The organism is Leucobacter sp. G161, assembly GCF_001482305.1.
Taxonomy (GTDB): Bacteria; Actinomycetota; Actinomycetes; order Actinomycetales; family Microbacteriaceae; genus Leucobacter.
The window spans coordinates 52,717-78,313 of sequence record NZ_LOHP01000001.1; the positions used below are offsets into that span (position 1 = coordinate 52,717).

Consider the following 25,597-nt stretch of genomic DNA (forward strand, 5'->3'; position numbering starts at 1 on the left):
CACGAGCCCTCGACCGCTCTGCGGTCGCGCTACACTCGCTCTCATGAAGAAAAGCCCGCAGCCAGGAGTCATTGCACGCGGGCTCACCCTGTGGCAGCGCATCCCGCGCACGCGGCCCTATCGCGCGTTCTCCCATTTCACCGATGTTGGTGGGAGCGTGCTCTCGGGCGGCATGAGCTATCAGGCGCTGTTCGCGGTGTTCGCTGGTGTGCTCGTCGGCTTCAGTGTGTTCGGCATTGTGCTGCGTGGCCAGCCCGAACTCCTCGCCACCATCATCGAGCAGATCAACGTGTTCGTGCCGGGGCTGCTGGGAACCGATAAGGATTCGGCGATCCAGGTGCAGAGTCTGCTTGGCGCGCGGGTGCTCGACTGGACGACGCTGGTCGCGGGTATCTCGCTCATCTGGGTCGCGATCAACTGGTTCACTGGCACTCGGCGCTCGATCCGACTCATCTTTGGGCTTGAGGTCAAGGAATACCGGAACGCCCTGCTGCTGAAGGTGCGCGACCTCGCGCTCGCCGTCGGCTTCTTCCTCGCGATCATCGTCTCGGCCGTGCTCGTTGTCGTGAGCTCGAACCTCACCGACTTCCTGCTGTCCTGGCTCGGGGTGAGTTCTGACAACTGGTTCTTTGGTGGGCTCGGCACAGTGGTGCGCTACGGAGCCATGTATCTCTTCGACGTGCTCGTGCTCGTCGCGATCCACCGCTACCTCGCCGAGGTGCGGGTCGGCTGGTGGCACCTCATCACCGGCAGCCTGGTCGGGGCCGCTGCGCTGTTCCTCCTCAAGCTCCTCGGCACGGCGCTCCTGGGCGGGGCGACGAGCAATCCGCTGCTCGCCCCGTTCGCGATCTTTGTGGGCCTGCTGCTGTGGTTCAACTTTATTTGCCGCGCACTGCTGCTCACCTCGGCGTGGATAGCGACGGGCCTCGATCCGGAGCTCGGGCTGCCGGAGGCAGTCGCCCCGAGCGACGCAGTGCGCCTGCTCGAGTAACGCTGGCTCCCGGGCAGCCCGAGATACGGCAGAATGGAGGGGTGAGCGAAATTCCTGAAGTTGCTGCTGCGAATCCCACTGTCCGCGTCGGCGTGATCGGCGGCGGCCAGCTCGCCCGCATGATGGTGCCGCCCGCGATTCACCTGGGTATTGAGATCTCCGTGCTCGCCGAGACCGAGGGCATGAGCGCGGCACGCGCCGCCGACATGGTCGGCGACTACCGCGACCCAGAGACGGTGTACGCCTTCGCCGAGACCGTTGACGTTGTCACCTTTGACCACGAGCACGTGCCTCACGAGATCTTGAACGAGCTCGAGCGCCGCGGCGTCGCCGTGCACCCCAGGCCACACGCGCTGCAGTATGCGCAGGACAAGATCCTCATGCGTGAGAAGCTCGCTGAGCTCGGCGTGCCGATCCCCGCCTGGGCGGCAGTCGATTCGGAGGAAGCCCTCCAAGAGTTCATCGATGCGAACGGGGGCCGCGCCGTCGTGAAGACCGCCCGCGGCGGCTACGACGGCAAGGGCGTGCGCGTCGTCTCGCAGGCTGACGAGGTGCGCGACTGGTTCACGGCGCTCGCGGAGGACGGCCGCGGCGGCTTCCTGCTGGTAGAGGAGCTCGTCGATTTCACCCGCGAGCTGGCGCAGCTCGTCGCGCGCAGGCCGTCGGGGGAGACCCGCGCCTGGCCGCTCGTCGAAACCATCCAACAGGACGGTGTCTGCGCCGAGGTGCTCGCGCCCGCACCCGTATCGAACCCCGAGACCGCGGCAGAGGCCGCACGCATCGGTGCCGTTGTCGCCCAGGGCGTTGACGCGACCGGTGTGCTCGCCGTCGAGATGTTTGAGACGCGCGACGGTCGGGTGCTCGTGAACGAGCTCGCGATGCGTCCGCACAACTCCGGACACTTCTCGATCGAGGGGTCACTCACGAGCCAGTTCGAACAGCACCTGCGCGCCGTCACTGACCTGCCGCTCGGCGACCCCGCGATGGCCGCGCCCTTCGCCGTGATGGTGAACGTGCTCGGTGGCCCCGCCGAGGGCCCGATGCCGGTGCGCTATGCCGACGTGCTGGCTGCGCACCCCGCCGCGAAGATCCACAGCTACGGCAAACTGCCGCGTCCCGGGCGCAAGGTCGGGCACGTCACCGTCGTCGGCACCTCGCTTGAGGACGCACGCGCAGAGGCGCGGTCGGCGGCCGACGGCTTCGCCTAACGCCGAGCCGGGTGCGCTGTCGCGCGGTGAGCCCGCGCTGCTCGTACGGGCTCACCCGCCGCGCTGGCGACCGCTACGATTGGGGTATGAGCGAATCATCCCCCCTCGTCGGCGTAATTATGGGTTCTGACTCCGATTTTTCGGTGATGCAGGACGCGGTGCACATGCTCCGTGAGTTCGGGATCGCGCACGAGGTCGAAGTCGTGAGCGCGCACCGCACCCCCGACAAGATGGTGGACTACGCGCGTGCAGCCGCAGGCCGCGGAGTGCGGGTCATCATCGCGGGCGCCGGAGGGGCCGCACACCTGCCGGGCATGGTCGCATCGATGACCTCGCTGCCGGTGATCGGAGTTCCCGTGCCCCTCGCGAAACTTGACGGCATGGACTCGCTGCTCTCAATCGTGCAGATGCCAGGCGGGATCCCGGTTGCGACAGTCTCGATCGGGGGCGCGAAGAACGCCGGCATTCTCGCCGCACGCATCCTCGGGACGAGCGATGACGCGCTCCGTGCCAAGCTCGACGCGTATGCGCAGGGTCTCACCGAAATGGTGGAAGAGAAGAACGCGGCGCTGCAGGCGCGCGTCGCAGCGGAGTAGCGTCGGCCGTGGTGGCCCTCGCCGCTAGATGAGGGCGTGGGTCTCCCACAGCTGCCACGCGACCGAGTTCCACGAGTACGTGCGACCGCGATCCGCTGCGTGCACGGTGAGGCGTTCGAGCTCGCTCGATCCGTCCCCGCTGTTCGGGATGAAGAGCCGCGACAGTGAGGTGATGAACCCGGGAGCCTCGGGCTCCGCGTGCCCCGCATCGAGGATGTGCTCTTCAAACGCCGGCACGCCCGCGTGCAGTACGGGAACGCCTGCCATGAGCGCCGCGATGACGGTATACCCGGTGCCAGCAAACGACTGCGGCTGCAGCAGCATCGCCGCACCAGAAATGATGGCTCCGACGTCAGCGAGATCCTCTGCGGGGACAACGGTCACCCGCTCGCGCACCGCCGCTGGGAGGGCAGCGACGATGTCGTTCTGCTGTGGTGCGCCCTTAACGTGTAGGAGCGGGTCGAGGCCAGTGATGACGACGAGGTGGGGGAGCGACGGGTCTGAATCCAGCGCGTCGAGCACCCACTGCAGGCGTCCGTGATCATCGAGATTTGCCGTGGTCACCAGGTAACGCTCGGGCAGGCCGAGATTGTCGCGGCGAGCCGCAGCGTCCTCTCCGGCGAGGAATACCGACGGGGCGACTGGCGGGACGACCTGAACCGGAACATTGTGGCCGTAGTGCTGCTGAATGAGCGAGGCCACTGAGTGTGAAGTCGCGATGAGCACATCGGCGTACTTCGCGGCACGCTTCACGAACGAGCGGGTGAGACGGCCCTGGGCGGGGGTGAGGAGGTCAGGAGCCTCCCACGCGAGCCCGTGGGGGATCGTCACGGTGGTCTGGGTGCCGTCGTCCTCGGATCGAGAACGGAGCGGGATCATCGGTGTGACCGCGTGCGTCATCTCGCCGTCGAGGGGGCGGGCGGTCGTGCTCGACTGCCAGAGAATGGGCAGCGCATTTGCGCCCATGGGCAGCTGCTCGGCACTGATCCGCGGCGAGGAGAAATCGGGCGGGGTCGTGCCGCGGGCCGACAGAAACCTCGCACTGCAGCTGCGCGGTGCGGTCGCGGCAATGGCGTCCGCGAGGTCGGTAGCAGCCGCGAAATGTACGGGGGCTTCCCAATCCGGAAACGGCTCGGCGATGAGGCTGAGAGTCGCCATTTCCACCTCCGGGGGTTGCGTTACCAATAACTATGAATCCATAGCCATTCTACGGTGCAGGAATTGCACTTCCTGTGCGCCGCGCCCCGCGAGTCCTCGGAGTGCCGCATGGTTCTCTCTGCTTCGGTGAAGTAGCCTCGATGCTATGCGTGTTCTGCTCACCGGAGGTGCCGGCTACATCGGCTCCCACACTGCCCTCGTGCTCCTCGAGCGCGGCCACGACGTCGTGGTGCTCGACGACTTCTCGAACAGTAGCCCGGAGGCGGTGCGGCGGGTCGCGGAGTTGACGGGTCGCAGTATTCCGGTCATTCAGGCGGATCTCGCCGATCGCGTCGCGGCCGAGGCTGCGTTCGCGGGGCTTGAGGTCGACGCGGTGGTGCACTTCGCCGGGCTGAAGGCCGTCGGTGAATCAGTGGCGCAGCCGACCCGGTACTACCGAGTCAATATCGACTCGACCCTCAACCTGCTCGATCTCATGCGCGAGCGCGGTATGACCCGCCTCGGATTCAGTTCGAGTGCGACGGTGTACGGCGACCCGCAGTACGTTCCACAGGACGAAGACCACCCGGCAGGCTTCGGCCTCACGAACCCGTACGGCTGGTCGAAAGCGATGATCGAGCAGATGATCCGCGACACCCAGACATCGTGGCCAGAGCTGCAGGCGGTGCTGCTGCGGTACTTCAACCCGGTCGGCGCGCACCCGTCGGGCCGGATCGGCGAGGATCCATCGGGCATTCCGAACAACCTCATGCCGTTCATTGCGCAGGTCGCAGTTGGTAAGCGCGAGAAGCTCAGTGTCTTCGGGGACTCCTACCCGACGCCCGATGGCACCGGCGTGCGCGACTACATTCACGTGATGGACCTCGCCGAGGGGCACGCGCAGGCCCTGGAGCGGATGGGCGAGGGTGTGTCCACCTACAACCTCGGTTCGGGTGCCGGCTCGAGCGTGCTCGACGTCGTCCGCGCGTTCGGGGAGGCCGCTGGCCGCGAGATACCCTATGAAGTCGTTCCTCCTCGCGGCGGCGACGTCGCCGAGACCGTGGCAAACCCGGCGAAGGCGAACCGCGAGCTCGAGTGGCAGACGACGCGCTCGCTCGCTGACGCCTGCAGGGACTCCTGGGCCTGGCAGTCGGCAACCCCCGATGGGTACGGTGTATGAGCGGAGCCCTCGACTACGACCTCGAACGGCCGATCCGCACACCCGACCTGTCTTCGCCGCCGCTGATGACCAAGCGGGCGCGTTGGCTTGTCGTGCTCGGATTTTTGCTGCCTGGCAGCGCGCAGCTGCTCGCGGGCAACCGTAAGCTAGGTCGCTTTGGGCTCAGCGTCACCATCGCGGCCGTTGTGGTCTTGGTGATCTCGCTTCTCGGTCTGCTGTTTGCCAGGGCTACGACGCTCTCGGTGTTCACGAACAACCTGTTCTTGTTTGTGCTGCAGTGGCTCATCGCAGCGCTCGGGCTCATGTGGCTCGTACTCGGCATCGATACGCTGCGCCTCACCAAGCTTGTGCGGGTGACGCCGAACTGGCGGGTGCCGGTCGCGATGCTCACGGTGAGCCTCACCCTGGTCCCCGTCGCTGGCGCTGCCTGGGCGTCATCCCTCATCGGCACCGGCCGCGGCGCGATCGGCAGCATCTTCATCGGTGCACCGGACGTGAAACCCATCGACGGTCGCTACAACATCCTGCTGCTGGGAACCGACGCCGGCTCCGACCGTGAGGGCATCAGGCCCGACTCGATTTCACTGGTGAGCGTCGACGCGAAAACCGGGCAGTCGGTCATCATCGGGCTCCCGCGCGAACTCATCGAGATGCCGTTCCCCGAGGAGTCGCCTATGAGCGCGCTCCACCCGTACGGCTTCGGCGTAGCTCCGAACTCGGTCAGCGAATGGGGCGGCTGCTACACGACCTGCTACCTCAACGCCGTCTACACCGAGGTCGAGAACTTCCCCGAGACCTACGCCGGACTGTACCCAGACGCGGAGTCGCGCGGCTCCTCGCCCGGCATCGAGGCGACGAAGGACGCGGTGCAGGGCGCCACCGGTATCGACCCGCAGTTCTACGTGCTGTTGAACATGGACGCGTTCTCGAACATCATCGATTCGCTCGGCGGGGCCACGGTGAACGTGCCTGAGCGACTGCCGATCGGTGGCGGCATCGACGAGTACTCGGGAGAGCTCGTGAATGTTGATGGCTGGATCGAACCGGGCGAGCAGCACCTCAACGGCTGGGAAGCACAGTGGTTCGCCCGCTCGCGCTACGGCTCCGAGAACGGCGACTACGACCGGATGCAGCGGCAGCGTGATCTGCAGGGCGCAATCCTCGCGCAGATGAATCCCGGGAACGTGTTGCTGCGGTTCCAGGAGATCGCGGCGGCTGGCTCGCAGTTGGTGAAGACCGACATCCCGGACTCGATGCTCGGACGCTTCGTTGACCTTGCCGGCAAGGCCCGCGAGCACTCGCCGGTCAACGTCGAACTTGTGCCGCCCGCAGTCGACCCGGAGGCTCCGGACTACGGGGTCATCCGCGAACTCGTCGACGCTGGCGTTGCTGCGGCAAGCCCGCAGCCGGAAGGCGGCGGCGAGTAACGCCTGCCGTAGAATAGGTCGGGTTTCACGTGCAACGAAAGGGTGACATGCGGGTCACGGCAGTACTTGTCGCCTTCAATCGGCGCGAATTGCTTGGCGAGGCGCTCGACGCGCTCGCGGCGCAGTCGCGCCCGGTGGATCGGCTGGTCGTCGTCGACAACGCCTCCACTGACGGCTCGACTGAGGTCGCGGAGGCGAAGCTCTCCGAATGGGGGGAGCGCGCTCGCCTCATCAAGCTCGAGAAGAACACGGGCGGCGCCGGCGGGTTCGCCGTCGGTATCGCTGCCGCAGTCGTTGACGAGGAGACCGACTGGGTCTGGGTCATGGACGACGACACCGTGCCCAGCCCCGACGCGCTCGCGGGCGCGCTCGGCGCGCACGAGCGCTACCGCGCCAGTGGCCCGGACGATCTCGCGGTGATGGGCTCGCGGGTCATCTGGACCGACGGGGCGGATCACCCGATGAACACCCCGAAGTCGAAGATCCGCGCGGCCGCCGCCGAGCGCGAACGCGCGGCGGCCGTCGGCGCGATGGAGATCCGCTCGATCTCGTTCGTGTCCGCATTTCTGCGTGCGGCGCGGGTGCGTGAGCTTGGACTGCCGCTGGCTGACTACTTCCTGTGGAATGACGACTTTGAGTACTCGGCGCGCCTGTTGCGCGGCGCGCGCGGCATCTTTACCCCCGATTCCGTCGTGACTCACAAGACCGCCAAGCGCGGATCGAGTGACGCAGACCCCGGCCCGCGGTTCTTCTTTGAGGTGCGGAACAAGCTGTGGGTATTCCGGCGTTCAGACGCGCTCTACGGCTGGGAGAAGTTCCTGTACTTCGGTGCGAGCGTGCGGCGTTGGATCCGCACTTTCCGAGCCTCGAGCGATCGCGCGCAGCTGCGCGACTGCCTGCAGCGCGGCTGGCGCGAGGGCACGCGCACGAATCCGCGATCCACCCGCGACGTACTGCGCGACACCGGCGTACCCGTCGACGTGATGGTCGAGATCGAGCGGCTTGAGAAGGCCGAACGCCGCAGCTAGCTCGTAGCCGCTGCGCCCCACATGCGGCCGGGGCCGAGGATCTGCCACATCCAGCCAGCAGCGACCTCCGGGGCGGGGAAGGGATCCTGCGCGATCCATGCCTCGACGACGCCGAGCAGCGCGCCCGAGGTGCCGGCTGCTGCAATATCGAGCGGCAGCTCCGCCTGAGTGATCGGCTCGGGAGAGATCTGCATGCCGGCACGCACGAAGCCGAGCATGCGGGCGCGCACGCGCGCAGTGACGAGCGCGGAGCCGCGTGGCCCGAAGACACCTCGGTAGAGTGCAGCGTTCGCGGCAAAGTGGCGCATGAATCGCACGAGCTCCGCCGGTGGTTGCGTGGCGTCGGTGATGACAACCGGTTCGTCGGCGTGGGCCATCTCGATCTCGATCTGCTCGAGTGCGGCCGCGAGGAGCTCCTCGCGGCTCACGAAGTGCTGGTAGAAGCTACTGCGATTGACGCCCGCGAGCGAAATAATGTCGATGACCGTGATGTCGGTGATGGGGCGCTCTGCTGCGAGTTCGAGTACCGCTGCGTGGAGAACGGACTGGGTGTGCGCGGCGCGAGGATCCATACCGTCAATTCTCGCAGGTGTGCGCGGATGGAAGATCCAACCTGGCTTCTCCGACACGTGTTGGAGTAGTCTGGTGGGGCTCGGCCTTGCGTTGGGCAGGGACGCTCATTCAGGGAGGCCCCATGTCCACGCTCACAGCCCACAGCACCATTGGTGACTGGCTCGATCACCCCGAAGGTGGGGCAGCGATCCGCGCCATGCTCGCGCAGTCCGGCGGCGACGCAGCATCGCTCACCCAGGTGCGTTCACTTCCGCTGCAGCAGCTCGTCACGCTCAGCCAGGGCAAGATGCCGCAGTCCGTCGTCGACGACCTCGTGCGCTCCGTGAACGGGGGCGAGATTCCGGCAGATACCGGTTCTAACGCATGGCAGGAGCGCATCACCGGAGGCCGCTTTGACGGGCAGACCGTCATTGTGACTGGCGCGGCGAGCGGCATCGGCCGCGCCACGGCCTCCCGAATCGTCCGCGAGGGCGGCAGCGTCATCGCCGTAGATCTCTCGGCCGAGAAGCTCGAAGAGTTCGCGGCGGAGGCCCCTGCCGGGCGTGTTGTGCCCGTTGCTGGCGACGTCACCAAACAGGAATCAATCGACGCCGTCCTCGCCGCAGCCGGAGGCCGCATCGACGCGCTCGCGAACATTGCTGGCGTGAATGACGACTTCTCGCCGATCCACGAGACCAGCGACGAGATTTGGGACCGCGTCATCGGCATCAACCTCACCGGCGTCTTCAAACTCACCCGCGCGGTCGTGCCGGTCATGCTTGAGGCAGGCAAGGGGGCCATCGTGAACATCTCCTCCGAAGCGGGCATCCGCGGCAACGCCTCGGGGAACGCATACACCGCCTCGAAGCACGGCGTCATCGGCCTCACCAAGAGCGCCGCGTTCATGTACGCGCAGCAGGGACTCCGCATTAACGCGGTCGCGCCAGGCGGCGTCGCCACCGGCATCCCATTCCCCGCCAACGTCTCCGAGGCCGGCAGCGCGCGGCTGCAGCCCTTCCAGGCTGCGATCCCGACCGTTGCTACCGCCGAGCAGCTTGCTGCCTCGATTACGTTCCTGCTCAGCGACGACGGCGTGAACATCAACGGCGCGATCCTCACCTCCGACGGCGGGTGGTCGGTGCAGTAGGTCGACTGGCGGGGGCGGGCGGCGGTAGCCCGCCGCCCTTCCTCGCGGGGAGCTAAGCTAGTGAGGTTATGGTGCACGCCCCGGAATTCTCGCTCTTGCTCCCCGTCTACGCTGGGGACGATGCGGACGCCCTACGGCTCGCATTTTCGAGCTCCGTGGATCAGCAGACGCTGCGACCCGCTGAAGCTGTGATCGTGCAGGACGGGCCTGTCTCCGACACGTTGGAGCGGGAGCTCGCGCGTCTCGAAGCCGAGAGCCCCATCCCCGTGCGGCTCGTCCGACTCCCCGACAACCGGGGGCTCACCGAGGCGCTCAACGCTGGCCTCGACGCAGCGCGGTACCCAGTGGTCGCGCGCATGGATGCCGACGATGTCTCCGTGCCGGAACGCTTTGAGAAACAGTGGGCGCTATTGAGCCAGGGCTACGACCTTGTCGGCACCGGAATGGTTGAGTTCGAAATCGACACGGAACAGCCAATATCCGAGCGGGTGCCCCCGACGGGAGCGGCGCGCATCAGGGACCACGCGCGCACCCACAACCCCTTCAATCACCCGACCATGATGTATCGCGTCGCGGCGCTCGACGTCGTCGGCAGGTACCAGCCGTTCGGCAAGATGGAAGACTACTGGCTCGGGGTGCGACTCATCGCCTCCGGTGCCCGTGTCGAGAACATTGCCGAGCCGCTCGTGAAGTACCGAGTTGGCGCAGGAGCATTCGCGCGTCGCGGTGGTTGGCAAGAGGCCAAGACCGAGTGGGCGCTGCAGCGTGAGATGCTGCGGATCGGGTTCATTTCGCGCGGGCAGTACGCGCGGAACGTGGTCGTAAAGGGCGCCTACCGGCTCATGCCTGCGTCGCTGAAGCGTGTGCTGTTTCGGAAGTTCGTCGGATCCGGGCTGCCGGGGGACCGGGCCTAACCTCTGGCCTCTAACCTCTGGCGTCTGGCGTCGAGGCGTCACCCGTGCAGCCTCCTCGTGCGGGTTGGATGTCGAGACCCAACTGGTGGTTGTGGGGTGTGACAGACAGCAACCAGTGGTTGCGGTGACCCAACTGCGCCTCCCGGCGCAAGCCAGCGAGTGCTGGGTACTATCTCAGCAGTAGATGGTTTGCGAACACTGGAGCGAGGAGCAGCTATGTCAGGGATCGGCGCGATGGTCGCGGAACTACGTGCGCGACGCGGGTGGACGCAAGAAGTGCTGGCTCAGCGAGTGGGGGTGTTGCGATTCGGGGTACGCCTGTGGTCAAGCCTGCCGATGCTCAACGACTACCCTGAGATTGACTAAGAGGTATTGCTCGAGCACATCGAGCGGGGGCTCGTCGGTCAGGTGATGCGCGTCGCAGCTCAGGACGGCTCGATCGTGACCGTTGCCTTGGAGGAGTAGCGCGCAGCGAGAAGCCGCTAGGCGACGTGGTCGATGGCCGGATTGAACCTGATGCCTTCCCCCAGCTTGCCGCGCATCTGACGCTGCAGCGGTTTCGCTACGTTACCCCTGCGCATCCCAACCACCACCTGCGCAGCAAACATCAAGAAGTGCAGTTTCGATCGGTGGTGCCACTGGTACGAGGCCTGGTTGCGGGCACCGTACGCGAATTTCCAGGCGTTCTTCTCGTCGACCATTCCCCAGTTGACGCCCTTGTTCTCGCCCATGTCGTGCACTGTCACGCTATCGAGCACCTGGATACCGGGAGTCTCGCGGGTGATGCGAATCGTGTACTCGGCGTCATCGAACCAGATGAAGTACTCCTTGTACGGCAGCCCGTGTTGTTCGAGCACCCACCGAGGCACGAGTACCGAGACGAACGAACACTGGCTCACGAGCACCGCCTGCTGCCCCTTCACGAGGAGTCGGCCCCAGTCCCAGGTTGGGACTGGGTTGTTCATCTCGCAAATATTTCCGTCAGTGAAGACGACGGCTGAGCATGCGAATGGGACCTGCTTGCCGAGTTCATCGCTTGCAGTGGCGATGCCGTCGTGGAGTTTCGCGAGGGCATCCGGCTCGGGGTACCCGTCGTCATCCATGATCCAGACGAAGTCGGCGCCGAGATCGTAGCCGCGACGCATACCCGCGGAGAAACCGCCGGCACCGCCCGTATTCGAATCCAGCGAGACGATGTCGAGCGCGAGCGTCGACGAAAGTCCTGTGAGGAAGTCGCCTGTCCCGTCCGTTGACGCGTTGTCGACGATGATGAGGTGCGACGGTGTCAGGGTCTGCGCCTCGAGCGCAGCAATGACCTTCTTGAGCTTGTCGAGACGGTTGAACGTCACAATGACTGCGGCTACGCCTGCCATGATGCGAAGAGCTCCTTCATAAAGTGGTGCGCGGAGGGAAGCGCAGAAAAATCGGTAACCTCTGCCCGTTGACGTGCCCAGAGGCGTTCTCGGAGCTCCTCGTTCTCGGCGAGGCGCTCAATGAGCGCCGCTGCTCCTCCGATGAACCGGCGTGCAGGTCGTGGCAAGAGCGCTTCGCCCTGCACGATCGTACGCTGTGAGCCAACGTCGGTCGAAATGACCGGAATGCCAGCAGCGACCGCCTCGAACGTGGTGAGGGTGAGGCCCTCGTTGATCGAGGTCACCACAAGAACATCGCTCTCGGCGAGTGTGTCTGCCACCGGGGTGTCTTCAAAACGCTGCTCGATGAGGTCGGCGAGATCAAACCGATCGAGCAGGCCGTCGACGATCTCCCGCATCTCCCCATCCCCGTGCAGAATCGCGCGGAACCGAAGCTTCCGCTTTCGCAACTCGTTTACGAGCCCGAGGAAGACGTCGGGGCGTTTCTGGCGCGACAGCCTGCCAACGAAGGCGATAGTGATGGGGGCTTCGCTGGCTCGGGGAGCGAAGCCACCGATTTGATCGACGGTCAACGCGGTGAGTGGCGCGAGCGTGAGCTTGTCACGTTCAACGTTCTGCACGTCGGCAAGCCACTCGACGAGTTGTGGCGAGATGACATGATGGACGTCAATGAACTCGTCGAACCGGACAGCGAGGCCTGGGTAGCCGCCGCCGAGGTACTCAACAATGTGCAGCGAATCGACAACAGACAGATCTGGCCGATGCTGTTTGATCCACGGCAGCATTTGGTACAGGAAATAGGAATGGTGGAGCACCACTCCTGAGAAATTGAAGTTCTCGAGCAGCGCATGTGTGAGCGCAACGTCGATGGGATGCTCATGATCGTCAAAGCTGAGCGTGATGACCACGCAATCCTGTAGCTCCGGGCGGGTGAGCCACGGGTGCACAGAGTTTTGGTCGGTTACTATGACCGGCAAAAAGCCAGCGTCCTTGGCTATCTGGATAGACTCGATCGCCCAGCGCTCAGCGCCGCCGGTCTGCAGCCAGTGCAGCCCGAACAACACCGCGGCCGGCGTCGCCGGTGCAGGAGCCGGGACCCGGGCCCAACCATTGAAAGCGGTGGAGACATCGACGTCGTGCTGGCCCTGCGGAAACGGGGGGAGCTGACTGGCTATTTCGCGTTCCCGTCGACGCATGATGAACTCGCGCACGGTATCGAGGATCACCGGACCACGCTGTTCGAGCGCGCGATACACACGCCGGGGAAGGGACTGCTGTGCTGGCGGGCGAGTGGTTGCCGGGGAGGCCTGTGAATGTCCTAGGCGAACCGCGCGCCTGACTGCATCAGCGCCCTGCGTGCCGAGCGCTGTGCTGCGTACCCGAATCTCATGCTGAGGATGCAGGTCCACGACGGCGGCCCCAGACAGTGAAGTATGGTCTGTGAGTGCCGGCACCTGCGACGGATCGCCGATCGCGACCACGACCGTAATGACCGAACCGGGATTGAGTAGTGCGTGGTACGTCAGCGCCGCGTGCAGTTGTGCGCGTTGCCCGTCAGCCAACTGTGCGACGAATTCATCATCGGTGTCACTGACGGGGGTGTACAAGGGCGGTACCGACGAGGCATCCATACTACTCCGACCGCCAGATGGCTCGGGCGGGCTTTCTGGTTTCCCGCATGCGCCACTGCAGGATCTCGGCGGCGAGCGCCTCGTCGAGATCGGTCTCGTTACAGGAGTCGAGCAAGAGGTCGCCCGCCTCATAAGCCGAAGAAATCGCCGCTATAGCTGCGGCAGAGACGCCTCTCCGCTCGAGCCCGATCGCGTTCACACCGTGAATGCGTAGGGGGGAGCCGAAGGCCTTGACATGGGGTGGCAGATCTCGGGCGACCGGCGTTCCCATTCCAACCATGCAGCCAGCACCAATGAACACCCGCTGGTGGACGCTCGCGTTCATACCAATATTCACGCGGTCACCGATGACACAGTGACCTCCGATTGAGACTCCAGCGGAGACAGTGACACCCGAGCCGACGAGCACGTCGTGCGCAAGGTACGCGCGATTCAAGATCCAAGTGCCGGCGCCGACTGTGGTCTCGCGGTAACTGCCCTGGTGAATGACGACACCCTCGCGGATGACCGCGCCAGCTCCGATACGGACCCCGGCGTGCTCAAGCGCCCCCGTCCAAGCAGCATTCTGTGTCTGATCGGTCATCTCGGGCGGTGCCCCGATTTGCGCGCCCGGACCGATCCACGCGCCATCTTCGATGACACACGGTCCCAGAATGACTGCGCCAGGCCCGATGGTCACGTCGCTACCAACGTCCACGCCGGGCCCAATGAACGCGTGGGCGCTGATGCGTGAATCGTTCACGCTGAAGGTTCCATCGCGATTGTGGTGCCGGTGCGCGAAGATTCGAGCGCAGCCTCACAGACGCGGAGCACCTGCAACCCCTCGCGCAGATTGACAATTTCGGTCGGTTCGCCCAAGATACGGTCGCGGAAGGCTTCGTGTTCCGCCTTCAGCGGTTCCCGCTTCTCAATCTGGAACCGTGTGACGGTGCCCTCGCTGACGCCCCGGAACGACGTTACCGCGTCCCACTCTGAAGTATGGGTCCCGTTTTCGTAGAAGGTGAGGTCTGCTGTGAGCGTATCTGCGATGAACGAGCCTCGTTCACCAGTGACAAGTGTGAGACGTTCCTTGAAGGGGGTCAGCCAATTGACGACGTGGTCAGTGATGATGCCGTTCTCGAGCTTGGCAGAGATGCTCACCATATCTTCGTGTTCACGTCCCGAGCGGAACGCGGTTTGTGCTGCGACCTGTACGAACTGCGAGTGCGCCAGCCAAGCGGTGAGATCGACGTCGTGGCTACCGAGATCCTTCATTACTCCGACATCGGCGATCCGGGCAGGGAATGGCCCCTGGCGGCGAGTGTGGATCTGGAAAACTTCGCCGAGATCGCCGTTTGCGAGACGCTTGCGCAGACTAATGAGCGCCGGGTTGAACCGCTCTATGTGTCCGACTGCACCGACGAGTTCGTTCTTTTCGAAAGCATCGACCAGGAGCTCGCCCGCCTCGAGCGAGTGCGCAACCGGTTTCTCGATGAGCGCGTGTACGCCTGCTGCTGCGAGCTTGAGCCCGACGTCTTGGTGAAACTGGGTGGGGACTGCGACGACTACTGCATCAACACCATGCTCGATGAGCTTTTCAACCGAATCGTAGAGCGGGAGATTGCCGGCGACGCCGTGCGGGTCACCCATCGCGTCGGCGACGGCTACAAGCTCGACGCCCTCGACCTCACGTGCGACACGCGCGTGGTGACGTCCCATCATTCCGAGGCCGATCAGGCCAAACCGGAGCGTCATGCGTTCTCCTTAGGGTCGGTGTATTCTCCACTAAAGTCTACTGGACGCGCCCAGTGGTACCTGCGGGCTAGACTGCAGGGCTCCCCCCGCGCGGGTGAAAATGGATACCCGTGTCTAGCGTAAAGACTGCAGTTCCGTTCGAGTACTCCATCGTTCGAGACTCGTAATCCTCGAGCTTTCCTGACGGCTGCGAGTGGATGAGCCCCCAGTCGCCGTTTGGGCCGCCGTTGCGCTGGTAGACAGCGAGGAAATGTCCACGGGAGAGGCCCGAGGTGAGCGTCTCTTCTCGGCCTTCGGGTACGTAGCTCGTAATGACCCCAAGCTCGAACTCTTGGTAGATACCGGGCGTAGCTCCGCGGGCCTCTTGCTGCGGGCCGAGAGGGGCGCCGAAACGCTCAGGATCTGCTGAGTAGTAGTCGTAGATCACGCCGGTGACTGGGAAAGCAGTTTCGACCGCGTCAGGGTTTGATTGAAGGCGCACGATAGCCTCGTCAATCGGACCATCGAAAATGACTTTGCCTTGGCTCAGCACAATGCCACGTTCGCAGAGCTTCTTGACCTGATTCGCGTTGTGGCTCACGATAAACATGGTCTTTCCCTGCGCCTGCAGCTCAAGCATTCGCTGCTCGCACTTCTTGCGGAACTCGGCGTCCCCGACTGAGAGCACCTCGTCGACGAGAAGGGTGTCAAGTTCGGTGTGGACTGCTACCGAAAAACCTAGTCGTGCGTACATCCCCGATGAATACCGCTTAACCTCGGTGTCGATGAAGTCACCAATCTCTGAAAAGGCGAGGATCTCGTCAAATCGATCGTCGGTCTCCTCTTTGCTCATTCCGAGGATTGCCGCGTTAAGGTACACGTTTTCACGGCCGGTGAGATCAGGGTGGAAACCGGCTCCAACCTCGAGTAGGCCAGCGATGCGGCCGCGCGTGCGGATCCACCCTGACTCTGGCTCCATGACGCCGGAAAGTAGCTTCAACGTCGTTGACTTACCGGACCCGTTGCGGCCCATGAGCGCCACTGACTGCCCTTCGGGAACCTGGAACGACACGTTGTCGACGGCATGGAAGTCAGTAGACAGCTCCTTTCGCTTAATCTTCGAAATGAATGCCTGCTTGAACGAGTGTGCGTGCTTGATCTTAAAAGTCTTGCTCACACCCTCGAAAGCGATAACCGGCTTGGGGGCGGGGTTAGAGGTTCTGGGCAAAGGACCCCTCCAACTTCTTGAACGTGAGCTGACCAATGAGGAGGGTTCCAAGCGCGACAGCGGCGGCAATCAGGAGATGCATGACGAGGTCACTTGGGCGAGGATCCGCGGGCGCGATGGGCACCCAGAAAGCTGTATGGAACAGCTCAACCGCTGCCGTCATTGGATTCGACATGTAGAGGTGATAGAGCCAGTCAGGTGCATGCTTCTTCACCATCGTCCAGCTATACAGCACAGGGGAAGCCCAAGTCGCGAACATGAGGATGAGGTCGACGAAGTTCTTCGCATCTCGGTAGGCGACGTTGATGGCGCCGAAAAAAAGCCCGAGCCCGAGAGAGAACGTGAGAATGAGGGCCACGCCGCCAAGGAAAGCCGCGATCTGGATCCAGCCAACAGTCCAGCCAAAGACGAGCGATACGACAAGAAGCAGGATTGCCTGCGGTAGGAAATGGACGAGCCCAACCCCGACTGCCGCTACAGGGAAGAGCGCACGCGGGAGGTAAATCTTCTTCACGAGTGCCTTGTTATCGATGATGGCGCTCGTCGTGTTACGGAGGACCTCGCTAAAGAGGTTCACGGCGACAATTCCAGTGAAGAGGTAGATCGGAAAGAGGGTGATGTCCTGACGTCCACCCATGATGACACCGACGACGAGGAAGTACATAAGGAACTGGGCAGCGGGCCGAATATACGACCACACCCATCCCAAGGCGGAGCCGTGATAACGGGTTGCCACGCCTTTTTTTAGCAGCAGGGACAGCAAATAGCGGTGCCTGAAGACGCCAAGGAGACCACCACCGGTCCCTGGCCTTCGAAAGTCTGGGTCGTTCAGAATCGCGTTTGCGCTCACACGGGGAGTCTAGCGTCTGGAGCCTCCACGCAGCCGCAAGCCAGCTACCATGGAAGCCGCGAGCAACATCACAGGTGCTCCTACGAGTGAGGTGTTATGTCTTTTTCGGCCACTGCCGCAGGAGTTGCGCTCCCCGATCTCGACCCCGACATCCAATCTGTCGATGTCCGATTTGGAGATGACAGGGTCTGGTCGATCGACCTCACGGTGCTACCGTCGAAGCGTCCTGAATTGATCGAATGGCCGGTTGCGTTGAAGCCCTATCTCGTCGGGACTGCGACCGTTGTATTGGTGCAGTCTGGCAGCGGTCGCGTGCTCGCGACAGAGCAGGCGCGCTTTACCGACGCGGAGGTGGCGACTCGGGTACTGGATGACTCGGGTGTACCGCTTGCCGTGAATAAATGGGGCAGGCTCGGGAAGACGCTGGAAGCGGGTAACCCCGGAGTGCAAGAACGCATTCTCGAGCGGACCGAGGAAGTGATGGGCAGACTTACAGAGATGGGCCTGCGTCCATTCGTCGTTGGCGGCACTCTCCTTGGCGGCGTTCGTGACCAGGCGCTGCTCCCACACGACGATGATGCTGACGTTGCATACTTATCGCGACACCGTAACCCTCTCGATGTCGCGGCAGAGGGCTTTACGGTAGGCCGAAAGCTCGAGGCGCTTGGGTATGAGCTCGTGCGGCACAGCGCGACGCACATGCAACTATATTTCCGGGACAGTGGGGGCGGCCTTGACTACTATGTCGACGTGTTCACGGCATTCTTCACTGATGACGGACATATCAACCAGCCGTTCCACGTGCGCGGTGAAATGCGCGAAGACCAGATGTTGCCCTTTGGGGAAGTTGAGATTCAGGGGCGCATGTTCCCAGCGCCGGCAGATGCTGAAGCGTGGTTGGTCATCAACTACGACGAGAACTGGCGTACCCCGATTCCCGGCTATCGGCTCCACACCCCACGTTCGACAGTTCGACGCTTCCAGAATTGGTTCGGGTCCTTCCACTACACCCGCGACTTTTGGAACGACCACTACCGCACGGGTGACACAGAAGTAGACGAACCCTGGGCGAGTGGTCGGGATTGGATTCTCGCCCACGAATCAGCGCTCCAGTCTCGCTGGCTTGTCGATTTGGGGACGGGAGCCGGCGTGCTTGCGGCCGAGTTGCGGGACCGTGGAGCCCACCGCACCGTCGTTGCAGCCGACTACTCTCCAAATGCATTGGCGCTCGCTTCGACCCATGGGGGTGAACGTCTCGCGGTAGTCCACACGAACCTCTACCGAAACCTCTCGCTGGCCATGCCCGTAGACGCGGGTATCGATGGTCCCTTTGATCTGGTTGCAAACCATCTCATTCAGCACCTGGGACCGCACGCCTTCCCGCAGGCCATGAGACTGATTCGCATGGCACTCCGATCCGGAGGCCGGGCATATGCGACACTTTACGGCGAGGTTGATGTTGAGGCCACACACAGTGGGCCGATGTCGTGGGCGATGCCTCCGGAGGTGCTCCAAGAACGCGCGGCCGATTATGGTCTCCGAGCAGAAATTTTCGAGATTCCGGCAGGGTCTCACGAATCGTTGCGTGCCCCCTACGGCGTTCGCTTTAGCGCCGCCCATGTTACCTTCAAGGAGAAACTATGAAGCAGCAGATCAAGAGCTTTTCTCAGCGGGTGTTAAATACGCTGTTTCGGAGTCGCCAACTGGCTGTGAGGGTGGACGAACTTGAGCGCGAACTCGACGAGTACCGACGCGACAGCCTGAGAGTCGCGGAGATGCTTGACCTGATTGAAGCGCGGCTCACGCCGGGTATTAACAACCCTAAACTCCCGAACAACTAGAGCTAGCCCCCAGCGGTACTAGACGATCATCAGCAGACGAGAAAGGCCAGACGTGGCAGAATCCTTCGACGAGACGCGCCCAGAGACCAGGCCAGTTCCTATCGTTAAGAACCCGCAGCCCGCAGTGGACCAGGGCCGCGTAGCCGCAGTCATCGTGACCTATAACCGGCTCGCTAAGCTCCCGAAAACGCTCGAGACGGTGCTCGCTCAGAGCTATGCATGCGACTGGGTCGTTATTGTGAACAATAACTCGACCGACGGTACCCGCGAGTACCTTGACGGGCTCGACCATCCCAAGCTCGATATTCTGCACCTCGATGATAATCTCGGCGGTGCAGGTGGGTTCGAACACGGGATGGCGCGCGGTTACAACCTCGGCGCGGACTTCGTCTGGATCATGGATGATGACTGCTATCCGGAGGAGCGAGCGCTTGAAGTGTTGCTGCGGCAGCGCAATAAGTCATCGCAGTCACTTGGGTACGATGTCCCGTTTGCGTGCTCGCTTGTGAAATTCATTGACGGCTCACTGTGCGAGATGAATAATCCGATCACGACATGGGACTGGCCTCGAGCATACCTCGATGGCCAGAACTCACTGCTCGTCACCGAATGCACGTTTGTGTCTGTTCTGGTACCTCGGTGGGCTATCGAACAGTCTGGCTTACCACTCGGCGAGTACTTCATCTGGTTCGATGATAAGGAATACACTAAACGACTCAACCGTTCTTTCGGTGCTGGAATCGTTGCCTTGGACTCCCAGGTTGTCCACGACATGGGAGTGAACGCGGGTGTGAACTACCGAATGGTGGACGAGTCTAACGTCTGGAAATTCGAGAAGGGTGCCAGAAATCAGGCGTCCTACCGGCTCCACAATGAGGGACGAATCTCCTACGCGCTGTACTGCCGACGAGTTATCAGGGAAATGCGCGAGGGCGAAGTTGCCCCGGCAGTTCGCAAGCGGATGCGTCGTGCCCTGAACGAGGGGCGGAAATTCAATCCCCAGCCACGGTTCCCGAGCAACGCTCGATACGCGCGGGTGTGATCCTCCTGGCGCAGCCGTGTGTCGTCGGGACTATTTTCTCTCCGACGGCACACGGCTACCGACAACAGTCTGCGACTACGCGCAACCAGTGAGCTCGTAGAGTGTCGCGTCGCCCTCAGTGAGGATCGGTGTGAGAACAGGGGATCCGCTCACGTCCGTCAAGCCTGGGTAGTCGAGGTGACGCATCGCATCACCGCGCACAGAATACAGTTCTCCCATGTCAAGCACATGCGTGACCCCGTGCCTGTTGGCTGCGTCACATGCTTTGAGCGAGCCCATCTTGAGGTTCTTGGCAATCTGGAGGGCGTCCTTCCCGTATTGCCCGCCCAGATGCGGGAACACGACGCTTCGGTCTGCAAAGGTATAGGCGAGGGCGCTGCCGTTCCAAGGATTGCCTGCAATGACCGCATCCTCTGGAAGTATGTCCTTCGCCTCGCGCATGAGCTCGATCTCGTTGGTTGAGAGAAGACGAGACTCCTCGTCGATCTGGTGTAACTCGTGGAGCTTTTCCACCATGAGGTTCATACTGCCTCCGCGAAGCCCAAAAGCGGCTCCGACGAGTACGACTGCGATCATCGCTCCTGCAAACACGGCAAGCTTCGCTTGCGGTAGTCGTTCAGAAATCTCCGCGGACCTAGCACCTGCCGCCACCATGTCAGTGAGTCTTGCAAGCGTGATGGCGGCAAGCGGCACAGCGGCGATAGCGATGAGCGCAGCTAGCCTGTGTGCATCGTTGTACCAGAGGCCTGTGATCGCCGTGCGCACGGGCCCAGAGAGGCCGCTCGCGACGACGTACAGCCCAACGGCAACGAGGTACGATCCAACGAGCCACCGGTGCTCCTTGCACCACATCGTGATGAACACTCCGCCAAGGACCAAGACGGTGAGAAACCACGCCCGCTGATCCAGCAGCGGAGAGTTGGTGAGGGCGCTGATTGCGGCCTTCACAGGGTTCTGCTCAAACTCCCTGCCATTGTCGCCAGTTCCGAGTCGCAGCCAGAGAGCTCCGATCGCGATGAATGGCAGCAGAGCTGCACTCGCGCGCAGTACTTGTGCGCCGGTGGACCCAGCAGCACGAAGAAACGAGGGGAGACTCGCGATCACCAGGGGTAAACCGAGTGCCGCAAATCCGAACAATGCGTTTGGGTGCGCAGCAGCACTAGCCATGAGAGCGCCAGCAAGGCCTACCCACATGGAGAAAGGCGCAATCCTCGTCCCAGCAGTGTTAGTGCGCAGCACAGCGCCCAAGAACCCGAGCGCGATGGGGATGAGAGCCGTAGACAACAAATTCGGATAGAGCACGCCCCATGACAGCAGCATGTAAGGGAACGCGGTGAAGCCTGACGCTACAACAGCAACGGCGAGGTGGTGACGCAATTTCTGACCGACGAGCGGTGACGCGAAGAAAAGTACAGCAACGGGCCACACCACGCAGGCCGTGGCAAAAATCATGGAGCCTGTTGCGAGTTCTACGGATGCGCCGGTGAGCTGCACGACGAGAGCCGCCGTGGCATGCCAAGTGTTCGGGTAGAACTGAGACGTGGCCTCAGGGACCGCCAACGTCATATGCAGTGGGGACGCGTCACGGCCGTCGAGAATGAACTGCACCAGATTGAGATGGAAGACGTTGTCGTAGCTCTGAGAGATAGCGTCAGGCGCGCCGAGACCTGATTTTACGAGCGTGCCGATGAGAGCTGCGGCGACTGCTACGGCGATGAGCGGATTCACCAGTGAGCGAATGATGCCGACGGCCGGCCTCGGGCTGAAACGACGACCCAGCGGAAACAACACTGCCGAGATGCCAATGGCAGTCACCACGGGCAGGATAATAGACCAGCTCAGTCCGAGCAGTGGTGCCAGGAAAGAGGACAGGGTAATGATCGCGAATGAACCAGCGATCGATGCTGCCAGGAGCGCGAACCCCCGTAGCCTCAAGGCCAGCGCTACCGGGAGCCCAAGGAAAACGACGAGTGCTAGCGCGGTCAGGTAGGCCGGGGCAGCCTGAATCCACGCCCTGCTTACTCGGGCCGCGAACCGCTGGAGGGATCCGTCACGCGCGCCTCGATGAGGGCAACGGCACGAGCGAGCTCAGTGACACGCGCGTCACTGCGAGCCTTTGCGCGAACCGTCATCACAGCGAACACCAGACCGGCAATGACAAAAAGGTACAGAAGGAAATCTGTTCCGCGCCCCACGCCGAAGAAATTCGCGACCGTGGAGAGAAGCGGAGGAAACAAGATCGCGAGAATGGCGCCGGCGACGAACAATAGCGCGAGAATACGCTTGATCGCGAGCGACTTCTCGCCCGGCAGACTGCGGACTGCGAAGACTGCGATTACGATCACCAACGCGATGAGAAGAAACTGAAACAACATGGTGCCTACCGAATCACGAGATCTACGAGGATGTTCACTGAGTTGAGCAGAGACTGGCCCTTGGCCTTTGAATAGTCAGTGTAGAGAACCTCGACAGGCTGCTCGGCAAAGGGAAGCTTGGTCCGCCCCAACTGCACGACGATCTCCGTCCCATGTGCCATGCGATCTTGGCGGAGTTTGACCTGGCGGAGCGCATCCCTCCGGATAACTCGAAGACCATTGTGGGCATCGGTGAGTTTTGTGCGTGTCGTGACGTTGGTTACCCAGACCGCGGTCTTCAACACGATCTTCTTAAGGAATCCCGGCTTCGTTCGATCATCGAGAAAGCGGGACCCGAAAACAATAGCAAGGTCTTCTTTGCGAGCCCGATCGACCATCGGGACTGCATCGACAACGCGGTGCTGTCCATCGGCATCGAAGGTCACCACGTATTCAGCGTTGTGGGACAGCGCATACTCGAACCCTGTCTGGAGTGAAGCGCCCTGGCCGAGGTTGATCGGATGGGTGACGATTTTAGCGCCGGCTGACCGCGCGATAGCCCCAGAATCGTCAGTCGAGCCGTCGTCAATACAGACGACGTTCGGAAAGCTCGGGAGCAAGCCCTCAACTACCGACGCGATAACGGTTGCCTCGTTATACAGTGGTATCACGATCCACACGTCGTTATTCGTTCTTGAGCGCGAAGCGTCACTCAGAGGGGCGGGGGTCATAGCCCTATTCTGACAGAAATATACTGACCCGTGAGTGTTCTGGCGAACGCAGGCGCCCGAAGTAGATGATTTGACGGTAATCTAATCCAAATGAGCGCAACTCAAAACATTTCTCTCTCTAGCGCAGTAATTGGGCAGGGTAATCCTGTTTTTACTATTGCTGAGATGTCCGGTAACCACAATGGAGATTTGGCCCGAGCACTTGAAATTGTCGATGCTGTTGCTGCTACTGGTGCACACGCATTGAAGATTCAGACCTACACTGCTGACACGCTCACCATCGACTCCGATGCGCCTGCCTTTCGAGTGCGCGGGGATCATGGACTCTGGGGAGACCGCAATCTCTACTCCCTTTACCAAGAAGCTCACACGCCATGGGAATGGCACAGTGAGATCTTTGATCGGGCACGTTCGCACGGATTGATTCCGTTTTCCACGCCATTCGATCCGACATCGGTTGCCTTTTTGGAGGACCTGGGGGTCGAGCTTTACAAGACGGCCTCTGCTGAGATCGTGGACCTACCGCTATTGCGTGAGGTTGCACGCACCGGCAAACCGGTTGTCGTCTCCACGGGCATGGCTACACTTTCGGAGATCGATGCGGCGGTGACCGCACTGCGTGACGCTGGATGTACTGAGCTCGTGCTACTTGCGTGCACTGCTGCTTACCCGGCCGAGCCTGAGGAAGCGCGACTGGGGAACATCCAGGTGCTTCGTGAAGCGTTTGACGTGCCAGTTGGGCTGTCGGACCACACCCTAGGCACCGGTGTTGCTGTTGCTGCAGCGGCACTCGGCGCAACGGTTATCGAGAAGCACCTCACCCTGGATCGTGACGACGGGGGAGTGGACTCGGAGTTCTCCTTAACGCCCGCTGAGTTCGCTGCCCTGGTCGTGGGCGCAGAACAGGCTCGAGTGGCGGTGGGAAGCGGGGTGGCGTTTGGGCCAACCGAACAGGAACGAGCTGTACTTGCTCTCCGACGTTCCCTCTACGTCGTCGCCGATGTCGTTGCTGGGGAAAAAGTCACTTCCCACAATGTTCGTTCTATCCGTCCCGCGGGCGGACTGCCTGCCGACGACTTTGCCCGAGTTGAGGGGCGAACGTTTTCGAAGAGTGTGTCCCGCGGTACTGCCCTCTCCTGGGACCTCCTGTAGCAGACCAAAGGCGGGGCGACGCTAGCTGCTGGAATGGTCGCTTGGGAGTTGCCACTTTGCAAGGGTTTCGAAGCCGTTGCTGTCTGCCGGCAGATGCGGCAAGTAGTGCGCGCCTAGAAACAGTCGCCTCGACGCAGCGTTCGAACGGTGGACGGTAGCCAACAGCAGTTTTGGCGAAGAATTGGCGAACCAGTGTTCTCCAGTCGCCAGGACAGATTTCCCCAAGCCTTTGCCGCGATAGGAAGGGGCGATGGTGATTGAGGCTTCCCATGCGCTGTCGCCCAGGCGGTCCCATCGCACAGTCGCGACGGGCTCATCCCCGTGCTCGATTATCAACAGTTGTCGATGCTCGTCGGCCAGCACCCGGCCCATCCACGTGACGTGCTCGTCCCATGCGATGGGCTTGTGCGACCGGGATACCGCCCTTGTTGACGAGTCATTGCGCCACTCGAAGAGTCGGCCTGCGTCAGAAGCTAGTGCTCGCCGAGCGCGAAGCTGCGGGTGCCGAATGGGCGGTGTCTGCTCGCCCGTACCCTGCACAAGCGCCTCCCATGCCGACACCACTCGCCAAGCGCCAAGCCCGTCAATCGCGGATCTGCCGCGTTCGGCGCTGTCTCGAAGGTAGCCGGGGTCCTCCACAGAGGCCAAGAAAGCTCCAATGGAATCCTCTAAGCCGGTGAAGGGGGGAGTGCCAAGCGGGAAACCAATGCCATGCTGCGCGCATGATGAGTAGCCTGGCAATTGGTTCTCGGTGACGGCGACAATCGCCATTGGGATCCCTGCGGAAGCGAAGTCCCAGACAGATGTCCCCGCTGCCGATATCACTGCGTCCATCGAATCGGCGAGTCGAGGCAGATCATTTGTGAACGAGAGCATCTTGACACGATGCGCGTCTGCACCGAGGGAACGGAGGAGCTCTGGCTGAGCCTCGGGGCGGCAGATAACTGTGAGGTGAATCCGCGGGTGCTTCAACAACGCCAGCACAACTTGTGGAGTGATGTTGAATGGATCGGTGCCACCAAGCACGACGAGCACGCGTGGCGCCCGAGTCGGCCTCTCACCAACCTCGTGGTGGATTGCCCGCATTTCTCTGCGTACCTGTACAACGGAGGACCCGAGCAAGACGCGATCGGACTGCGAGATTGCGCTGTAGCGGTGCTCCGCGTCAAGGTTTGCGTCAATGTGCAGATCCGCTGGGCGGCGCCCAAACATCCCGTCTTGCATATTGCTCGTGAGCACTGACGGGGGCCTGAAGCTATCAAGCGCCTCATCATAGGTGTCGAGGTGGAGCAGGTCAGCTGAGCGCTCCGCGAGGAGCGTGGAGAGCGCCAGTTGGAGCGGGCCATCACCAAGCTCAACGATCTCTTGGCCGGGAAAAAGCGCAGCAACGTGTTCCACAGCGCGCCCACCAAATTCGCCCGCAATGGTAACGTCCCAGCCACGAGACGTGGCCTCCTCCGCGAGGCAGAGTGCTCGCATGAGGTGTCCCATTCCACGCTCCA

Annotated in this window: 25 protein-coding genes; 13 read left to right on the plus strand and 12 right to left on the minus strand. The window is 62.5% G+C overall.

Annotated elements, in window-relative coordinates:
* The first annotated feature begins 43 nt into the window (after positions 1-43).
* The 3 genes from AUL38_RS00255 to purE all read left to right on the plus strand — a co-directional run bounded on the left by AUL38_RS00255 (position 44) and on the right by purE (position 2,795).
* The gene (locus tag AUL38_RS00255) at positions 44-991 is read left to right on the plus strand and encodes a YihY/virulence factor BrkB family protein (RefSeq protein WP_059058085.1); all 948 of its coding nucleotides are present in this window, start codon (positions 44-46) and stop codon (positions 989-991) included.
* A 50-nt stretch (positions 992-1,041) separates the two neighbouring features.
* Positions 1,042-2,199 carry a 5-(carboxyamino)imidazole ribonucleotide synthase gene (locus AUL38_RS00260; RefSeq protein WP_083506474.1) on the plus strand — a complete coding sequence of 386 codons (1,158 nt, stop codon included), beginning with the start codon at positions 1,042-1,044 and terminating at the stop codon, positions 2,197-2,199.
* Between the two features lie 86 nt (positions 2,200-2,285).
* The gene (gene purE / locus AUL38_RS00265) at positions 2,286-2,795 is read left to right on the plus strand and encodes a 5-(carboxyamino)imidazole ribonucleotide mutase (RefSeq protein WP_083506469.1); all 510 of its coding nucleotides are present in this window, start codon (positions 2,286-2,288) and stop codon (positions 2,793-2,795) included.
* 24 nt (positions 2,796-2,819) lie between these two features.
* Here purE and AUL38_RS00270 read toward each other — a convergent pair whose 3' ends face one another.
* Positions 2,820-3,953 carry a hypothetical protein gene (locus AUL38_RS00270; protein WP_059058089.1) on the minus strand — a complete coding sequence of 378 codons (1,134 nt, stop codon included), beginning with the start codon at positions 3,951-3,953 and terminating at the stop codon, positions 2,820-2,822.
* 145 nt (positions 3,954-4,098) lie between these two features.
* Here AUL38_RS00270 and galE point away from each other — a divergent pair, with 145 nt between their 5' ends.
* Genes galE through AUL38_RS00285 form a run of 3 tightly spaced genes read left to right on the plus strand, consistent with a single transcriptional unit; the run spans position 4,099 to position 7,567 of the window.
* A complete protein-coding gene (gene galE, locus AUL38_RS00275) occupies positions 4,099-5,112 on the plus strand; it encodes a UDP-glucose 4-epimerase GalE (RefSeq protein WP_059058091.1) in 1,014 nt (337 codons plus the stop codon).
* Complete coding sequence (locus AUL38_RS00280; protein WP_059058093.1) at positions 5,109-6,539, plus strand: LCP family protein; 1,431 nt, start codon at positions 5,109-5,111, stop codon at positions 6,537-6,539. The genes galE and AUL38_RS00280 overlap by 4 nt, the downstream gene beginning before the upstream one ends.
* Positions 6,540-6,568: 29 nt before the next feature.
* Positions 6,569-7,567: a glycosyltransferase gene (locus tag AUL38_RS00285; RefSeq protein ID WP_235590535.1), complete on the plus strand. Its 999-nt coding sequence runs from the start codon at positions 6,569-6,571 to the stop codon at positions 7,565-7,567.
* Here the strand turns inward: AUL38_RS00285 and AUL38_RS00290 are convergent.
* Positions 7,564-8,139 (minus strand): TetR/AcrR family transcriptional regulator, encoded by a 576-nt coding sequence (locus tag AUL38_RS00290; RefSeq protein WP_059058097.1) that lies wholly within the window; start codon positions 8,137-8,139, stop codon positions 7,564-7,566. The genes AUL38_RS00285 and AUL38_RS00290 overlap by 4 nt on opposite strands.
* Before the next feature lie 122 nt (positions 8,140-8,261).
* Between AUL38_RS00290 and AUL38_RS00295 the strand changes: the two genes are divergently transcribed.
* The 3 genes from AUL38_RS00295 to AUL38_RS17280 all read left to right on the plus strand — a co-directional run bounded on the left by AUL38_RS00295 (position 8,262) and on the right by AUL38_RS17280 (position 10,546).
* Positions 8,262-9,266 (plus strand): SDR family NAD(P)-dependent oxidoreductase, encoded by a 1,005-nt coding sequence (locus tag AUL38_RS00295; RefSeq protein WP_059058099.1) that lies wholly within the window; start codon positions 8,262-8,264, stop codon positions 9,264-9,266.
* 68 nt (positions 9,267-9,334) lie between these two features.
* Complete coding sequence (locus AUL38_RS00300) at positions 9,335-10,180, plus strand: glycosyltransferase (RefSeq protein ID WP_059058101.1); 846 nt, start codon at positions 9,335-9,337, stop codon at positions 10,178-10,180.
* A gap of 216 nt (positions 10,181-10,396) precedes the next feature.
* Positions 10,397-10,546, plus strand: a complete 150-nt coding sequence (locus tag AUL38_RS17280) for a hypothetical protein (protein ID WP_161937381.1) — start codon at positions 10,397-10,399, stop codon at positions 10,544-10,546.
* Between the two features lie 116 nt (positions 10,547-10,662).
* Here the strand turns inward: AUL38_RS17280 and AUL38_RS00305 are convergent, their stop codons facing one another.
* From AUL38_RS00305 to AUL38_RS00330, 6 genes are all read right to left on the minus strand, one after another.
* Complete coding sequence (locus tag AUL38_RS00305; RefSeq protein WP_059058103.1) at positions 10,663-11,553, minus strand: glycosyltransferase family 2 protein; 891 nt, start codon at positions 11,551-11,553, stop codon at positions 10,663-10,665.
* Positions 11,541-13,184, minus strand: a complete 1,644-nt coding sequence (locus AUL38_RS00310; RefSeq protein ID WP_059058105.1) for a glycosyltransferase — start codon at positions 13,182-13,184, stop codon at positions 11,541-11,543. Before AUL38_RS00310 ends, AUL38_RS00305 begins: the two co-directional genes overlap by 13 nt.
* 1 nt (position 13,185) lies before the next feature.
* Positions 13,186-13,926 carry a DapH/DapD/GlmU-related protein gene (locus tag AUL38_RS00315; protein WP_059058106.1) on the minus strand — a complete coding sequence of 247 codons (741 nt, stop codon included), beginning with the start codon at positions 13,924-13,926 and terminating at the stop codon, positions 13,186-13,188.
* The gene (locus AUL38_RS00320) at positions 13,923-14,918 is read right to left on the minus strand and encodes a Gfo/Idh/MocA family protein (protein WP_059058109.1); all 996 of its coding nucleotides are present in this window, start codon (positions 14,916-14,918) and stop codon (positions 13,923-13,925) included. Before AUL38_RS00320 ends, AUL38_RS00315 begins: the two co-directional genes overlap by 4 nt.
* A gap of 67 nt (positions 14,919-14,985) precedes the next feature.
* Positions 14,986-16,074, minus strand: a complete 1,089-nt coding sequence (locus AUL38_RS17945; protein ID WP_369795261.1) for an ATP-binding cassette domain-containing protein — start codon at positions 16,072-16,074, stop codon at positions 14,986-14,988.
* Between the two features lie 34 nt (positions 16,075-16,108).
* On the minus strand, positions 16,109-16,975 hold the full coding sequence (locus AUL38_RS00330; RefSeq protein ID WP_059058113.1) for an ABC transporter permease: 867 nt from the start codon (positions 16,973-16,975) through the stop codon (positions 16,109-16,111).
* A gap of 96 nt (positions 16,976-17,071) precedes the next feature.
* Here AUL38_RS00330 and AUL38_RS00335 point away from each other — a divergent pair, with 96 nt between their 5' ends.
* Genes AUL38_RS00335 through AUL38_RS00345 form a run of 3 tightly spaced genes read left to right on the plus strand, consistent with a single transcriptional unit; the run spans position 17,072 to position 19,858 of the window.
* Positions 17,072-18,619 (plus strand): class I SAM-dependent methyltransferase, encoded by a 1,548-nt coding sequence (locus AUL38_RS00335; protein ID WP_059058115.1) that lies wholly within the window; start codon positions 17,072-17,074, stop codon positions 18,617-18,619.
* Complete coding sequence (locus AUL38_RS00340) at positions 18,616-18,816, plus strand: DUF6752 domain-containing protein (protein ID WP_059058117.1); 201 nt, start codon at positions 18,616-18,618, stop codon at positions 18,814-18,816. The genes AUL38_RS00335 and AUL38_RS00340 overlap by 4 nt, the downstream gene beginning before the upstream one ends.
* A 52-nt stretch (positions 18,817-18,868) precedes the next feature.
* Entirely contained in the window at positions 18,869-19,858 is a 990-nt protein-coding gene (locus AUL38_RS00345; protein WP_083506471.1) for a glycosyltransferase family 2 protein, read from the plus strand.
* 75 nt (positions 19,859-19,933) lie between these two features.
* Here the strand turns inward: AUL38_RS00345 and AUL38_RS00350 are convergent, their stop codons facing one another.
* Genes AUL38_RS00350 through AUL38_RS00360 form a run of 3 tightly spaced genes read right to left on the minus strand, consistent with a single transcriptional unit; the run spans position 19,934 to position 22,943 of the window.
* A complete protein-coding gene (locus AUL38_RS00350) occupies positions 19,934-21,865 on the minus strand; it encodes a DUF6541 family protein (protein WP_369795262.1) in 1,932 nt (643 codons plus the stop codon).
* Between the two features lie 11 nt (positions 21,866-21,876).
* On the minus strand, positions 21,877-22,233 hold the full coding sequence (locus tag AUL38_RS00355; protein WP_059058120.1) for a DUF2304 domain-containing protein: 357 nt from the start codon (positions 22,231-22,233) through the stop codon (positions 21,877-21,879).
* Positions 22,234-22,238: 5 nt separating this feature from the next.
* Positions 22,239-22,943, minus strand: coding sequence for a glycosyltransferase family 2 protein (locus tag AUL38_RS00360; RefSeq protein WP_059058123.1), 705 nt, complete (start codon positions 22,941-22,943; stop codon positions 22,239-22,241).
* A gap of 90 nt (positions 22,944-23,033) precedes the next feature.
* Here AUL38_RS00360 and pseI point away from each other — a divergent pair, with 90 nt between their 5' ends.
* Positions 23,034-24,095 carry a pseudaminic acid synthase gene (gene pseI / locus AUL38_RS00365; RefSeq protein ID WP_059058125.1) on the plus strand — a complete coding sequence of 354 codons (1,062 nt, stop codon included), beginning with the start codon at positions 23,034-23,036 and terminating at the stop codon, positions 24,093-24,095.
* A gap of 21 nt (positions 24,096-24,116) precedes the next feature.
* Here the strand turns inward: pseI and AUL38_RS00370 are convergent, their stop codons facing one another.
* Positions 24,117-25,586: a bifunctional UDP-2,4-diacetamido-2,4,6-trideoxy-beta-L-altropyranose hydrolase/GNAT family N-acetyltransferase gene (locus tag AUL38_RS00370; protein ID WP_161937382.1), complete on the minus strand. Its 1,470-nt coding sequence runs from the start codon at positions 25,584-25,586 to the stop codon at positions 24,117-24,119.
* Positions 25,587-25,597: the final 11 nt, after the last annotated feature.